The 15,206-nt window shown below is 53.4% G+C and carries 16 protein-coding genes; all 16 read left to right on the top strand.

Going from position 1 to position 15,206, the window contains the following annotated elements; genetic code table 11:
* Positions 1–4 precede the first annotated feature (4 nt).
* Positions 5–1,006 (top strand): DNA-directed RNA polymerase subunit alpha, encoded by a 1,002-nt coding sequence (locus Q8N00_02910; protein MDP2381736.1) that lies wholly within the window; start codon positions 5–7, stop codon positions 1,004–1,006.
* Between the two features lie 18 nt (positions 1,007–1,024).
* Positions 1,025–1,447, top strand: coding sequence for a 50S ribosomal protein L17 (rplQ, locus tag Q8N00_02915; protein MDP2381737.1), 423 nt, complete (start codon positions 1,025–1,027; stop codon positions 1,445–1,447).
* Positions 1,448–1,640: 193 nt separating this feature from the next.
* On the top strand, positions 1,641–2,213 hold the full coding sequence (gene lptC, locus Q8N00_02920; GenBank protein ID MDP2381738.1) for an LPS export ABC transporter periplasmic protein LptC: 573 nt from the start codon (positions 1,641–1,643) through the stop codon (positions 2,211–2,213).
* Positions 2,188–2,769, top strand: a complete 582-nt coding sequence (locus Q8N00_02925) for an LptA/OstA family protein (protein ID MDP2381739.1) — start codon at positions 2,188–2,190, stop codon at positions 2,767–2,769. Before lptC ends, Q8N00_02925 begins: the two co-directional genes overlap by 26 nt.
* Positions 2,770–2,828: 59 nt before the next feature.
* Positions 2,829–3,548 (top strand): LPS export ABC transporter ATP-binding protein, encoded by a 720-nt coding sequence (lptB, locus tag Q8N00_02930; GenBank protein ID MDP2381740.1) that lies wholly within the window; start codon positions 2,829–2,831, stop codon positions 3,546–3,548.
* A 19-nt stretch (positions 3,549–3,567) separates the two neighbouring features.
* Positions 3,568–5,079: an RNA polymerase factor sigma-54 gene (gene rpoN / locus Q8N00_02935; GenBank protein MDP2381741.1), complete on the top strand. Its 1,512-nt coding sequence runs from the start codon at positions 3,568–3,570 to the stop codon at positions 5,077–5,079.
* A gap of 136 nt (positions 5,080–5,215) precedes the next feature.
* Entirely contained in the window at positions 5,216–5,734 is a 519-nt protein-coding gene (raiA, locus tag Q8N00_02940) for a ribosome-associated translation inhibitor RaiA (GenBank protein ID MDP2381742.1), read from the top strand.
* Between the two features lie 13 nt (positions 5,735–5,747).
* Positions 5,748–6,614 (top strand): RNase adapter RapZ, encoded by an 867-nt coding sequence (gene rapZ / locus Q8N00_02945; protein ID MDP2381743.1) that lies wholly within the window; start codon positions 5,748–5,750, stop codon positions 6,612–6,614.
* A gap of 358 nt (positions 6,615–6,972) precedes the next feature.
* On the top strand, positions 6,973–8,091 hold the full coding sequence (pilM, locus tag Q8N00_02950) for a type IV pilus assembly protein PilM (protein ID MDP2381744.1): 1,119 nt from the start codon (positions 6,973–6,975) through the stop codon (positions 8,089–8,091).
* Positions 8,088–8,639 (top strand): PilN domain-containing protein, encoded by a 552-nt coding sequence (locus Q8N00_02955; protein MDP2381745.1) that lies wholly within the window; start codon positions 8,088–8,090, stop codon positions 8,637–8,639. The genes pilM and Q8N00_02955 overlap by 4 nt, the downstream gene beginning before the upstream one ends.
* Positions 8,640–8,644: 5 nt before the next feature.
* Positions 8,645–9,271 (top strand): type 4a pilus biogenesis protein PilO, encoded by a 627-nt coding sequence (gene pilO, locus Q8N00_02960; protein ID MDP2381746.1) that lies wholly within the window; start codon positions 8,645–8,647, stop codon positions 9,269–9,271.
* A 108-nt stretch (positions 9,272–9,379) separates the two neighbouring features.
* Positions 9,380–9,937 carry a pilus assembly protein PilP gene (locus tag Q8N00_02965; GenBank protein MDP2381747.1) on the top strand — a complete coding sequence of 186 codons (558 nt, stop codon included), beginning with the start codon at positions 9,380–9,382 and terminating at the stop codon, positions 9,935–9,937.
* 14 nt (positions 9,938–9,951) lie between these two features.
* Positions 9,952–11,877, top strand: a complete 1,926-nt coding sequence (pilQ, locus tag Q8N00_02970; protein ID MDP2381748.1) for a type IV pilus secretin PilQ — start codon at positions 9,952–9,954, stop codon at positions 11,875–11,877.
* Between the two features lie 284 nt (positions 11,878–12,161).
* Positions 12,162–13,331: a 3-dehydroquinate synthase gene (gene aroB, locus Q8N00_02975; GenBank protein ID MDP2381749.1), complete on the top strand. Its 1,170-nt coding sequence runs from the start codon at positions 12,162–12,164 to the stop codon at positions 13,329–13,331.
* A 7-nt stretch (positions 13,332–13,338) separates the two neighbouring features.
* A complete protein-coding gene (locus tag Q8N00_02980) occupies positions 13,339–14,604 on the top strand; it encodes a GAF and ANTAR domain-containing protein (GenBank protein MDP2381750.1) in 1,266 nt (421 codons plus the stop codon).
* A gap of 108 nt (positions 14,605–14,712) precedes the next feature.
* The coding region (locus Q8N00_02985) for a nitrilase-related carbon-nitrogen hydrolase (GenBank protein ID MDP2381751.1) at positions 14,713–15,206 on the top strand (494 nt) is incomplete at its 3' end.

Below are 15,206 nucleotides of genomic sequence, written 5' to 3' on the forward strand. Positions count from 1 at the left end.
AGTCATGATTAAAGCAATGAAGGACTTTCAGATCCCGATGCGGGTGGAAGTCGACAAGGATACACAGACTCAAACGTTCGGCAGGTTTACGACTGAAGCCTATGAACGTGGGTTTGGCACGACGGTTGGTAATGCCTTGCGACGTGTGTTGTTATCGTCGCTGACCGGCGCGGCGGTGACCACTGTGAAGATCGAAGGGGTGTTGCACGAGTTCTCCACCATCCCCGGTATTACGGAGGATGTGACCTCTATTATTCTGAACGTCAAAGGGTTGCGACTCGCGGTTCATACCGATAAGCCTAAGACATTGCGTCTCAAGAAGAAGGGTCCAGGAGAAGCCAAAGGATCTGACATTATTCATGATGCAGACGTGACCATCTTGACTCCGAACCTGCATATTGCGACCTTGGACAAAGACGCTGTGTTCGATATGGAGATGACGGTCAAGCATGGCCGCGGCTATGTGCCAGCTGAGCGAAATAAGGAAGAGGGATTGCCCATTGGTGTAATCGCCATCGACTCCGTATTTTCGCCCATCAAACGCGTGAACTTTCATGTAGAAAATGCCCGTGTCGGTCGCATGACCGATTATGATAAGCTGACCCTGGAAATATGGACGGATGGGACGATCTCTCCTCGTGATGCGTTGTCCACTGCGGCGGGCATCATGCGCGATCACGTCGATATCTTTATCAATCCAGATGAGCGAGTCGAAGGGCGAGCTGATTTAGGGAGCGATGAAGCACAACGTGAAGTGAACAAGCATCTCTTCCGTAGTGTGAATGAGCTAGAGTTGTCGGTTCGTGCTGCGAATTGCTTGAAGAACGCAAACATCAAGACCATCGCCGATTTAGTCCAGAAGAGCGAGGGGGAGATGTTGCGCACGAAGAACTTCGGCAAGAAGTCACTCAATGAAATTAAAGAAATCTTGACGGAGATGGGTTTGGGGCTCGGCGTCAAGCTGGATGCGGTGCAGCCCATTAGCGGTAATCCGAAGAGCGAGTAACGAAACAAGAGGCAACCCGTGCGTCATAGAAAAAATGGCAGACAGCTCGGACGTAACACGAAACATCGATGGGCTCTATTTCGGAGCCTCGTGACGTCGCTACTCGAACATGAACGTATCGAGACGACCGAGGCGAAGGCGAAGGAAATTCGAGGGTTCACGGACCGGATGATTACCCTTGGTAAGGAAGGTTCATTGCCGGCTCGTCGGCAAGCGCTTGCCTTTATTCGCAGCAAGGACGTCGTTTCAAAATTGTTCAGTGATGTTGCAGTCCGGTTTAAAGACCGTACCGGCGGCTATACGAGGACGATCAAGACGAGACGGCGTATCGGCGATGCGGCAAAGATGGTTGCTATCGAACTTGTCACACGTCTAGAGGTCTCGACAGTGAAAAGTGAAGTGCCTGCAGCCGCAGCTCCTGCGAGTCCCACTGCCGACTAGGTCTCCAGTCGAGGAGATCTAGTCGCGCGTGCGACGTCGTCCGATTGTTTCAAAGGCTCTCCTATCCAGCTATCCCCGTATCTTGACCAAGTGAACTTATGCCGCGGTGCCGGCATGAGTTTACTTGGTTTTTCTCCCATGCTACTATCGTGCCAGTCAAATCTTCGTTAGTTAAGAAGGAAGCACATATACAGTGTGGCAACGTGTAATACGGCGCGGTTTGTTAGCGCTGAGTGGGGTGCTGGCCTGTTTTCTTGTCTATCTGCTCATGACGCATTCGACCGCAGTATCCACTCCGACCGCAACGGCGCCTGGCTCCATGGACGCTGCTGATGCGACGATCTCTAATTTTATCTTTACTCAAACAAAGGGCGATGCGGTGCAGTGGCAGGTGCAGGCGCACGAGGCGCGGCTTTTTGAACGAGATAGGCAGGCGATGCTCCAGGTCGTTGCCGTCACGCTATTTGGCCAGCAAGGGAAGGAATTGACGGTGACGGGAGATGAAGGGGTTCTGAATACAGAGACGAAGAATTTTCTCCTCTCTAACCGCTCAGAGCCACTTGTGATTCATACCGAGAGCGGGTATGTGATCTATACAAACCATCTTGCTTGGACGGATCAGACGAGAGAGATACATACGCAGGACGCGGTTCGTATCGTGGGACATGGCTTAGAGGTAACAGGGCGTGGGTTGATTGGACATTTGGACAGAGAAGAGTTTGAAGTACTTGAGGACGTACATGTGGATTTGGCTCCTGCTTCTTAATGTGTGCCTGTTCGGCTTCGTCTCGGTGCGAGGATCGGCTCATGCGGCCCTAGCTCAAGGTGGCGCCGAGCAAGCGGTCAGCACCACCATTACGGCCAAAAAAATGACCGTGAAAAATCAGGATAGCCAGGCGGTCTTTGAGGGATCGGTTGTATTGACCCGTGGGTCACTCGTTGTCTATTCCGATCGTATGGTGGTGATGTTTCGCACGCAGGAGGCTCCCGCAAGTGATGACCGGAAGGGGCGTGAGGCGGTGAAGGGCGTTGTGCCTTCACAAGGGCCTGATGCCATGCCGGCGGTGTCGAATCGTTCAGTTAATCAAATTGAGGCGACTGGACGTGTCAAAATCGAGAAGGATTCAGGGAGTGCGACTTGTGAGAAAGCCATCTATTATCATGATGGGGATAAGATCGTGCTGACAGGAAACCCGGTGGCTTGGGATAAGGGCACGCGAGTCAGTGGTAAGCAAATCACGATGTTTTTGGCGGAAGATCGGAGTGTGGTTGAGGGCGGGTCGCATGTACGTATTGAGCCGGATGAGGGGGGCACCAAGTGATGCAGATGGCTCAGGGGAATGCGGCATCATCCAGCTCGTCGGTGAGTGGCATGAACATTATGGGTTTGCGCGCAACAGGGCTTGTGAAAAGCTTTCGGGCCCGCAAAGTCGTGAAAGGTGTTTCGCTTGAAGTGCTTGCAGGGGAAGTTGTGGGGTTACTCGGTCCTAACGGAGCCGGTAAGACGACCATTTTCGATATGATTGTGGGTCTGGGGCAGCCAGATGAAGGAACGATTTCACTTGGCGATGAGGTGATCACGGACCTGCCCATGTACAGACGTGCCAGAAAGGGAATTGGGTATCTTCCTCAAGAGTCGTCAGTGTTCAGACGCTTGTCAGTTGAGGATAATATTCTGGCAATTCTTGAGATGCTGGACTACTCTCGGGCAGAGCGTCGTGAACGGGTCGATGCCCTACTGAAAGAACTTGATCTGAGCCATATCAGAACCAGCATGGCGTATGCTTTATCCGGCGGTGAACGTCGGCGGTTGGAAATTACCAGGGCGCTTGCGACGAATCCGTTATTTATGTTGCTGGATGAGCCCTTTGCAGGGATCGACCCGATTGCCGTGGCGGATATCCAACAGATTATTACCCGCTTAAAAGAAAAAGGCATCGGTATTTTGATTACCGATCATAATGTCCAAGAGACGCTGTCTATTACAGACCGGGCCTACATCATCAACGAGGGGATGATCCTCGAGGCCGGGTCTCCAGAGTCTATCGTGAAAAGTGAGAGGGCGCGGGCTATCTATCTAGGTGATCGGTTCAAGTTGTAACACGTGAGAGTATGTTTGTATGAAGCTCAGGCTCGATCTCAGGCTTAGTCAAAAGCTCATCATGACCCCGCAGTTGCAGCAAGCCATTAAACTGCTGCAACTGTCTCGACTTGAGCTTCAGCAGAGTTTGACCCAACATTTGATGGAAAATCCTCTTCTGGAGGAGCTCCCACCCGAGGCAGATGACAGCGAGGCTGGAAGCGCTGAGGAAAAGACAGAAGATGCGGCGGTGGCAGCTAACAGCGAATCGCCGGACGCGGAGCAGTCGACCGTAGAGGAGCGGGATACGCCGGATGAGGCCTCGGCAGCGGGGTGGGAAGAATATTTTGGAAGCGATCGGAGGATCGGAGGGTCTGAATCCCAGTCGCCCTCTCAGGATGAGTTTCCTTCCTATGAACAAACCATGGCGAAAGCGACCTCTTTGGAGGACCATCTCCTGTGGCAGCTTTCTTTTTCAGGGTTGTCGGACCGAGACAAGGCGATCGGACGGTCGATCATCGGTAATCTTGACGATGATGGCTACTTGCGTATGTCGCTGGACGAAATGGTCAGCGGGACCGACTTTACTCCCGTCGAAGCGGAATCAGTCCTGAAAGATATTCAGAGTTTTGATCCGACTGGTGTGGCAGCCAGAGATCTGTCGGAATGCCTGCTCTTGCAAATCGGACATCTGGGAAAGAGTCCCATGGGATCGTTGGGCGCTCGGCCTGGCGCACTGAAGGGGTCGATTGTTGAAGCTATTGTCCAGCACCATCTCAAGGATCTGGAGAAACGGCAGTATGCGAGGATTGCAAAAGCGTTAGACGTCACGGTGGAAGAGGTTTTTCAGGCGACGAAGGTAATCGAAGTGCTTGAGCCGAAGCCGGGGCGACCCTTTATCAATACCCAAAATTATGTGATTGTCCCTGACGTGTTCGTCGTCAAAAATGAAGGGGAGTGGGTGGTGGTCCTCAATGATGATGGACTGCCTCGCATGCGGATCAGCCCCTACTATAAGCAATTGATGGGGGCGGGTGAGAGTGGATCGGCGGAGACGAAGGCCTATCTAGATGAGAAGCTGCGAGCGGCACAATGGGTCATTCGGAGCATCGAACAGCGGAATAAGACGATTGTGAAGGTCGTATCGAGTATCGTAAAGTTTCAGGAGCAATTCTTTGAGAAAGGCGTGCAATATCTCAAGCCGCTGGTACTCAAGCAGGTGGCTGAGGATATTGGGATGCACGAATCGACGATCAGCCGTGTGACGGCGAACAAGTATATGTATTGTCCGCAGGGCATGCTGGAGCTGAAGTTTTTCTTCAATGCGGGTCTGCAGCGAGCGGATCAGCCGTCCGATATGATGTCGTCCGTCACGGTGAGAGAGATGATCCGGGTCATGGTGGCGGAGGAAGATCCAGGCCACCCCCTCAAAGATGAAGAGATTGCGGCCCGGCTGCTTACGAAGCAAGTGGTGATCGCACGACGGACGGTGGCGAAATACCGGGCGGAAGAACATATTCCCTCGGCAACCCAGCGCAAGCGGTTTTTTTAAGCCTATTGTGTTCAGCCTCAAGCGCGTTCTCGCCGCGTGTCTGATATTCCCTCTGATGTGAGGACAGTTTGCGTTCGTCCATATCTTTGAGTGTCAGCGCTGGCCGAGGCCAGTGAATATGAAAGGATACATGCCGATGAAAATTACAGGTCGACATCTCGTGGTGACGGCGGCTCTCAGATCGCATGTAGAAAGCCGGTTTGAGCGGCTGGTGCGATATGACCTGAAGCTGAGCCATCTGGAAGTGATTCTGAGTGTGAGCAAGCTTCAACATGCCGCGGAGGTGGTCTGTACCGTGCAAGGGCGGCGGATTCAGGCAAAAGCTTCGACGTCAGAAATGTATGCAACGATCGATCAACTGGTGGATCGACTGGATGTGCAGCTTCGAAAGCTCAAGGAGCGGCAGGTCGATCATAAGGCGCCGATCAAGAAGTCGGCGCGGAAGATTCTACGGCCGGCTCTGCCTAAGGAGGATCCGGGTCCTGAAATTGAAGTGGTTCGTCCAGCCAGGATTTTGCTCACATTGAAAGAGGCGACGCGTCGGCTGGATCCTCTGCCAGGTTCATTGCTGGTATTCACTGAACGATCCTCTGGGAAGCTGCAGATTCTTCAGCGTGTCGATCGCGATCAAGTCGTTCTCATCGATCTTTCGTAAGGGGTAGGTCTGTATGGCCGGACTTAAGCTGGTGGTGGTCAGCGGTCTTTCTGGCTCAGGGAAGTCCCATGCTCTCAAGTGCTTCGAAGATGTCGGATACTTTTGCGTCGATAATTTACCGCCAGCGCTTCTGCCGACGTTTGTCGAGCTGTGCCATCAGCAGGGGGGGGAGATTAAGAACGTCGCGCTCGGTATCGATGTCAGGGAGCGCGTATTTTTCTCCGATCTCGTCGGTATCCTTGAGCGGGTTAAGGTCCTTGGCCATTCGGTTGAGTTGATGTTTTTTGAGGCGCGCGAAGAGGTGCTTGTTCGGCGTTTCTCGGAGTCTCGGAGGCCCCATCCACTCCTTCCTCATCTCCCAGTATTGGAAGGTGTTCGTTTTGAGAAAGAGCGTCTTGCTGAGCTGCGACGCCATGCCGACAGGATTATTGATACCTCCGACTTGACGGTGCATGAATTGCGAGAGTTACTGGCTCGGCGGTTCGGACAGGAGGGGACGCCTCGCCGGCTGACGATCTCGCTAGTGACGTTCGGCTTTAAGTTTGGCGTGCCATACGATATCGATCTTCTGTTTGACGTCCGGTTCTTGCGAAATCCGTTTTTCGTTCCTGACCTCAAGCCATTGACCGGGGAAGATCCTCGCGTGCGAAATTATGTGCTGACCGATTCGGACGCCGTTGCGTTCATCGGGCAGCTTGAAGGACTTTTTAAGTTTCTCATCCCTCTTTTCGAACGAGAACGTCGCAGCTACGTGAACGTTGGAATTGGCTGTACGGGCGGACGTCATCGGTCTGTGGCTATTGCAGGGCGGCTCCAGGAAAGTTTTGCTGCATTTGGATATCAAGTGACAGTGTCCCATCGCGATCTCAACAAACAGTAACCCTCTCTAGCGCTGTTACGGTCTCAGCCCCATGCTTCCAGGGGCGTTATTTCTACTCGCGTGTACTCAAAAGTCATTTGCTTGACAGGTAGAGCATATGGACTATACTTAGCCTGTGCCTGAAGCGAATCATCAGTAGGCAAGCCCAGTTTGAGTATCAGATGAAGTGGTAGTTCTTGTGCCGTTCTCCAGGGAATGGCTGTTGAGACGTGCAGGTGTCATTTGTTTGGCGCTGACTGTCGAGCGGAAGTCCTTTCCTGCGATGTACGGTGACATGTTCGGATATGAAGGGTGTTTGATATAGCTCACGCGCGATCATGTGTTTTTCCGGGGTAGCCCTATACATTCAGAGGCATCAATGTTGAGTTCATTTACTTCGTTCAAAGGTTTTGCCGAAACCGATCTGTTCACGATGTTCACCCCCAAGCGGCAGCTTGTGGGGTTGGATATTGGATCGAGCGGTATCAAGCTCGTTCAATTGAAGGAAAGCCGAGGGCGCTTTATTCTCCAGAAATTCGGGTTTAAAGCGCTCGAACCGGAAGTGATTGTCGATGGTACGGTGATGGACGAGGGGCGGGTGGTATCGGCGATCAAGGAACTGTTCGAGGAAACGAACGTTAAGGTAAAGCAGGTCGCGGTGTCGATTTCCGGCCATGCCGTCATCATTAAAAAGATCAGTTTGCCGCCCATGCCCGATGAGGAGCTGGAGGGACAGGTGAGGCTGGCGGCAGAACAATATATCCCTTTCGATATCAATGAGGTGAACATCGATTTCAGTGTGTTGCCCTCTCCTGAGGCTTCGGCTGATGGGCAGGGAGAGATGTCGATCATTCTTGTTGCGGCCAAGAAGGATAAGATCAATGAACTGACCGAACTTGTCAAAGGGGCCGGGCTGTTTCCCCTCGTCATGGATGTGGATGCCTTTGCGATTGAAAATATGCATGGGATCAACTATCCCGTTTCGCAGGAGGATACAACAGCGCTCGTGAATATTGGCGCCAGTGTCATGAATATCAACATTGTTCGAGGCGGCACGTCGCTGTTCACTCGTGATATTCCTATCGGAGGGAATCGCTATACGGAAGCCATTCAGCGAGAGCTGGGTATGTCCTACGAAGAGGCAGAAGAAACGAAAAAAGGGGAGCGCTCGGCTGGGAGCAATCAGACTGCGGTGACCACCGTCGTCGATAGTGTCAATGCTGAGGTTGCGTCTGAAATTGCGCGAACCATCGACTATTTCAAGTCCACCATGGCAGACGCGGATGTTCAGCATGTCCTTTTATGTGGCGGAGGCGCTCAGGTCAAGGGGCTGGTCGTACAACTGAAAGATCGCATGCAGGCTGATGTTGAGGTGGCTAATCCTTTTAGTGAAATCGACACCTCGGGGAGCGATTTTGATCAGGACGCGTTAGCTGCACTGGCTCCGCTAGCTGCCGTAGGGGTTGGCTTAGCCCTTAGATCGGTAGGCGATCGATGATTCGCATTAACTTATTGCCTGAACTGAAGGGGCGTAAGGCCAAGCCGCAATATGATGTCAGGGCACAGGCTCTGTTGGGTGTGGGATTGGTGCTTATTACGTTGACCGGCTGTTGGTGGTATTCGGCGTCGCTCGACGAAGAAATAAGCGAGCAGCAGACCAAAAAGATTGAGATGGAGAAGCAGGTTGCGCAGTTGAAAGAACAAGTCAAGCAGGTTTCCGACTTCGAAAGCCGGAAGAAGGTATTGGAAGACAAGAACCGTATTATTGACGAGCTAGAGAAGTCACGTGTCGGCCCTGTCAGGGTGCTCGACCATGTCAGTCAGAGCTTGGAGCCGCTTAAGGTCTGGCTGGTAAGAGTCGCGGTCACGGGGAAAGAAATTGATCTTGAAGGACGAGCGGCGACCAATGATGATGTGGTGGAATTCGTCAATAATCTACGCCGCACCGACTATTTTACCAATATCAATCTTCAGGAAAGCCGAGCTGCGGTGGAGAGTCAACTGAATATCTATCAGTTCAAACTGGGGTTCCGTTTAAAAGGCTAAAATCTATGAACCTGCCGACTCTTAACCTTGAGATATTGCGAGGGATCCCACTGATTCAGAAGGCAGGGCTGCTTCTGATGGTTCTTGCAGGGATTATCGTGGGCTTCTATTACTATGTGGCGGAGCCAAAGGCGACGGAAATTGCAGGGCTTCAAGGCGCGATTGGCACCCTTGATGGCGAGATTCGAACGTTGACGATTAAGGTGAAGCATCTTGATGAACTCATTGCCGCGAGCAAGCAACTTGAGATTGAATTGGCAAAGAAGAAGGAACGACTGCCACCTGAAGACGAGGCGGTGATGTTGCTGAAGCAGGTATCCGATTTAGGCGTCCGGCTTGGTCTCGATATCAAATTATGGAAGCCAAGCCCCAGGACGGAAGATGCCTCGAAACTCTTTGTGAGAATGCCGGTGAACGTAGAGGTTTCAGGCGGGTACCATACGGCCGCCTTATTTTTCGATCGTATCAATGCGTTACCTCGGATTGTGACCGTGTCCGGTCTCAAGATGGGAGCCCCTAAGTTTGAGAAGGGGCGGGTTGTCACACAGACCGTATTTGACCTAGTTGCCTATGCGGCAACCTCTGAATCTAAGCCGGTTACAGCGGCTCAACCGATTCCTCCGAAGAAATAGGTGAGAGAGCTTTTGATGCGTATGAGGCAATGCGTGATAAATGCCATCTGTGAACATTGGCGGTCGACCATGAAAATACCATCACTCACTCTCATTGGATGTGCCGGTATGCTCATCTCAGTTGGACTGGTGTTTGCGGAGACAGGGTTGAGCTCTCATGCCAGACAAATGAGCCCGATGCGGCAGGATGCCTTGAAAGTTCCCTCGCTCAATGACGTTTCGAGGCCTGCGCCATTTCCATCTGTGGTTGCTGCAGCCATTGAAGAGAATGCTCAGCCTGGCATGCCCAATAATTCATTGTTGGAGCCAGCAGGGGCGCATTCGTATGATCCTTCAGGGCGGCGCGATCCGTTCGCGCCAGTTCTGCAACAGTTGGGGCTTGGACCGATTGATCCGACCTTGCCTCCCCTTCAACGAGTAGGGCTTACGGAGATGAATCTGATCGCGGTGGTGTGGGGGGCCTATGGCTATACAGCTATGGTGCAGACGCCGGACGGGAATGGGTATGCGGTGCGTCGCGGAACGCGTATCGGTCCCAATAATGGCGTAGTCAGTGCAGTGACGGAGAAAGGCATTGTGGTGCAAGAAAGGTTTACAGATGTGTATGGGAGCAAACAGGAGCGGGAGTACGTCAAGCTCCTTCACCCGAAAGAGGGCGCAGAATGATACCTAAGCTGACCATGACCACTACATCATTTGTCCGTGTGCTCTCGGCGGTGGGAGCGCTCAGTATTCCGGTGGCGGTGCCATCGATAGGGGCATCAACCGATTGGCCCGCTGTCGATTCACGCCTGCCATCGAGTATCGAGGGAGCGCTGGCGCAGACCCTGACTCGCATCGATGTTCAGCGTGGGACTCACGATATTCGTGTTGTCATCTCGGGCGACGGCAGGTTGGCACATGAGGTGACACGTCTTGATGAGCGGCGTCTGATCATCGATATTCCACACGTTGCTTCAGGCATACGTCAGCCGGTCTTGTCGGTGAATCACCAGTTTTTGAAGCAAGTACGCTTGGGTTATCATGCCGATAAAGTGCGAGTGGTATTGGATCTTGCCGGTCAGGCCGGCTACTCGGTTGAACCCCAAGGGGCGAGTCTCATCGTCACGCTTCGGCAGGATGCCGCGGCAGACAGCCATGCAATCGCGCTGTATCCTCGTGACACGATGGTCGAGACGATCAAGCAGGAGAAATCAGCAAGACTGCCGCTTCAAGTGGCTGTGAGCGCTCGAGGGGCTCAGCGTGCAATGACCGCTGTCCGGCAATCGTCACTGAAATATTATGTGCGACCGGTTCAGATGACTTCTGAGCCCGATGGTGGAGAAAAGAGCACGCCCAAGGAAGATTTGGTCGTGGGGGAAACGCGCTACGTCGGTCGGCGCATCTCACTCGACTTTCAGCAGGCAGATATCAGTAATGTGCTGCGCCTCATTGCCGAAGTCAGCGGCTTTAATATGGTCGTTGGCGAAGGGGTCAAGAGCAAGGTTACGATGAAACTCGTGAGTGTGCCCTGGGATCAGGCGCTCGATATGATTTTGAAGATGAATGGGTTGGGCAAGATCCGGCAGGGCAATATTCTCTGGATCGACTCTTTATCGAATATTGCGAAACAGCAAAATGAGGAAGCGCAGGCGAAGGATGCCAAGACGAAAGCGGAAGATCTCGTTGATAGGGTGTTTTACATTAGGAACCTGCAGGCGACGGAACTCATGACGGCACTTCGGCAGTATTTGAGCCCGAGGGGGTTGATGCAAATGAGTCAGGGGACCAATGCCCTGATCGTGCGAGACACGGAAAGCAGGATTGGGGTGATGAAGCAGCTGGTTGATGGGCTCGATCTTGAAGTGCCGCAGGTCCAAATTGAAGCTAGGATCGTGCAGGCGGATACGACCTATTCTCGCTCGCTGGGTGTTCAGTGGGGCGTGCAGAATGTGAATCAGGTTGGGAGCAGCGGGGTGGCCAACTTCAAGACAGGTAATGTCGGATCATTTGGGAATCAAGCATCTGACTTTCTGGTCAATCTTCCCGCGACAGTCGGCGGGTTGGTGGCAACCCCTGGTGTTGGGTTCACGATTGGGAGAACGGACGGCGCGAAGTTGGACATGCGGTTGTCGGCAGGTGAGTTGCTCGGTTTGAGTAAGGTCATCGCCTCGCCGAAGATCACGACCTTGGACAAACGAGAGGCCAAGATTTCACAGGGAGAGTCGATCCCCTTCCAGACGACCTCCCTCCAGGGGACTCAGACAACGTTTGTGGATGCGAATTTGGAACTGAACGTGACTCCTCAAATTACGTCTCGCGATCCGAAGGAGTTGGGCAAGACCATTCAGCTGAAAGTTCGTGCAACCAGAAATGCCGTTGGCGCACGTAGCAATCCTGCTGGTCCGAGTATCGACCGCCGGGAAGCCAATACCCTGGTCAATATCCGCGATGGCGAGACCATGGTGATCGGCGGAGTCTTCATCGACTCACAGAACAACAGTGTGGCAGGAATTCCATATCTCTCCCGCATTCCTTTGCTGGGATGGCTGTTTAAGCAGAAGACCGAGTCTGTGGCCAAACAAGAACTGCTCATCTTCTTGACGCCCAGTATCGTAAAGAGCTAGCCGCACATTTTTTTAGCTCTGCCCCGGTAGGTTATGTATCGGTGGCAGGGCTACCCCTTCCGTTTCTCCTCTTGATGCTCTAAGGCCTCTGTCGAAGTCCTCCGATCGCCACAGTCGGCAACAATCTTCTAGTTTCCATGTCATTGTGATACCATCCCCACCAATTCAGCCCTCGCAGTTCGTCATTCCTGTAGTTGAAATGTGCCTTGAGTCCACGCCCATCCATTTTAAATGTGTTGGACCGGCGACTGGTATGTTGCAGTAAGGGGAGAATGCGTTAGAGCATGCCTAAGGTAGTAGAACAGATCGTGCCCGTGGTCTTGGGGGAACGGAGTTATGACATTGTGCTCCAGCCAGGGCTATTGGCCACGGTGGGTGACAGAATCAGGGGCTTTACCGCCTCTCCAAAGATAGGGGTTGTGACAGATCGGCATGTCGCAAGCCATTATCTTCAAGGGACGCTTCGTTCGCTTCGCAAGGCTGGGTACGATCCCACTCCGATTATCGTATCGCCAGGAGAGCCGACTAAAACGCTTGGGACAATCAGCAAGATTCTCGATGTATTAGCCAAACACAAGTTTGAACGTCAGTCTCTGCTGCTGGCACTCGGTGGGGGGGTTGTCGGTGATATCACCGGATTTGCTGCCGCGATTTATCAACGAGGTATCCCATTCGTCCAGGTGCCGACGACGCTTGTGGCGCAAGTCGATTCCAGTGTCGGGGGTAAGACCGGCGTGGACCACCGGCTTGGTAAAAATCTCGTCGGGGCCTTTTACCAACCACGGGCCGTCCTGATCGATCCACTCACCTTACGTACCTTGCCGCGCCGTGAATGGATCGCCGGCCTAGCCGAAGTCATCAAATACGGCATTATCGCCGATGAAGAGTTCTTCTCATTTTTAGAACATGAAATCCCCGCATTGTTGAAGCTGAAAGAGGCGCCTGTTTCCCATGTCATTAAACGATCGTGCGAGATCAAAGCGCAGGTGGTCGCAGCGGACGAGCGAGAATCGGATCGCCGGCGCATTCTCAATTATGGTCACACGATTGGACATGCACTCGAGTCACTTGGTGGCTATCGTGGGTTGATCCATGGTGAAGCAGTTGGGGTTGGGTTGGTACAGGAGGCAGACCTGGCTCGTCATATGGGTCTGTGTAGTGATGAGGTAGTCGAACGGATTAGGCGTCTTGTGCAGCAGGCTGGGTTGTCCGAACAGGTGAGAGAGACGTCCTTTAAATCCATCTGGAGCGCCATGCAACATGACAAGAAAGTGGTTGGAGGTCAGGTTATTGGGGTATGGCCGGTGCGGATTGGCGAGGTGGTCATTCGCCCGATCGAGCAGCAGGTCTGCGCCGAGTGGTTTCATGCGAAGCATGGTCGTGGGAGCCGATTAGCGAGTGGTCGTCAGATAGGCAAGGGCTCCGCTCGCCGAAAATCTTCAGGCAGAAAGTAAATCCATCATGACGACCGCACGCACCCCATCCGTGGCCCAGCTCCAACAGGCTTTGCGTGAAAAAACACGCGAAGTCGATGTGCTCCATCGTATTTCTGACTCGATCAGCAACCAACTGGATCTTGAAGCCGTTCTCAAACATATCGTCGAAGTGGTCGTCGAAGTCACCAAGGCGGATGCCTGCCTCCTGTATCTCCTGTCCGACGGCCAGGATGAGCTTATTCTGAGAGCCTCGAAAAACCCTCATCCGAAATTGATTGGCCGCATTACGATCGGGTTGGGAGAGGGCATCACCGGGTGGGTGGCCCAGGAACGAACGCGTGTCGTGATTCCGAGCAACGCCAGCGACGACTCACGGTTCAAATTTTTCCATAACCTTCCGGAAGACCGCCATCAAGCCTTCGTCTCCGTGCCGATCATGGCGAAGAAGGAAGTGGTCGGTGTGATCAATGTTCAGCATAAGCGCCCGAAGCGCTATCGGCCGGATGAAATCGCGCTGCTCTCGACCATCGCCAATCAGGTTGGAGGCGCGATCGAGAACGCGCGGCTCTACGATCAGATGAAACGCAAAGCTCTCCAAGTGGAAACATTATCGTTGGTTTCAGAAACGGTGGCCTCCAATCGATTGATCGAAGACGTGTTGCAGCTTCTGGTGACCATGACCGCCCAAATGATGAGTTCCAAGATCTGCTCGATCATGCTATTGGACGAAACCAGCGGGGAACTACGGATCGAGGCGACACAAAGCCTCAGTGAGCAATATCGCCGCAAACCGAACATCAAGATCGGCCAGAGCATCAGCGGCCGTGCGGTGAAAGAACGTCGGCCGATTATCGTGGCTGATGTCACCAAAGAGCAGGACTATATGTATTCGGACATGGCCAAGAAGGAAGGGTTGTGCTCCATGGTCTCGGTGCCCATGATGGTGCGGGAGAAGGCGGTGGGTGTGATCAATAGTTATACGTCTGTTCCGCACGTGTTTACCAGCGAAGAGGTGAAGCTGCTCCAGGCTATCGCCAATCAGGCTGCCATCGCCATCGAGCATACGACCCTGATTGAGAAGTCGTTTGAGATGCAGGAAGCTCTGGCGGTTCGAAAGCTGATGGAGCGGGCTAAGGGCTACCTGATGCGCTCGAAGAAGCTGACCGAAGAAGAGGCCTTCAAGCTCATTCAGCGGCAAAGTATGGATCTGCGGAAGTCCATGCGCGAGATTGCCGAGGCCGTGTTGCTGGCTGGGGAAATCGACGGACGGGTGGACAGGCAGCGAAGCTAATAGGATGCTGAAACGTCTGCCCTTCTCACCTGCCTGATCCAGGCATGCTAATCCCACAATGTTGCCCCCGCATGTTGCGGTAGCGGTGAAATGTCGTTGGTGGTCGCTATGCGAACGTTTCGAATCGCCATGGTGCAGATGAATCCGACGGTCGGGGATCTGGACGGGAATGTCCGCCGGATTACTGGTTGGCTGCGCGAGGCGAGGAAGGCGAAGGCTGATTTGGTGGCCTTCCCGGAGTTGGCGATCACGGGCTACCCTCCTGAAGATCTTTTATTGAAGCCGCGTTTTGTCGCGGACAATCGCCGCGCGCTCCAGGAAATAGTCCGTCATTGCCGGGGCTTGGCCGCAGTGGTGGGCTACGTTAGCCAAAGCGATGGCCTCGATCCAAAGCCGGCTCGCTCATCGGTCGTCCCTGCCGGTGCTCACGAGCTCTACAATGCCGCGGCGGTCATCGCCGACCAGACACTCGTCACCACCTATTGTAAATGGTACTTGCCGAACTACGGGGTGTTCGACGAGAGCCGGTATTTCTATCCTGGCAGGAGGCTGCCGCTCATTCGCCTGCGCGGCACGGTGGTCGGGGTCAATATTTGCGAAGA

This window comes from Nitrospirota bacterium, assembly GCA_030684575.1.
Lineage (GTDB): Bacteria > Nitrospirota > Nitrospiria > Nitrospirales > Nitrospiraceae > Palsa-1315.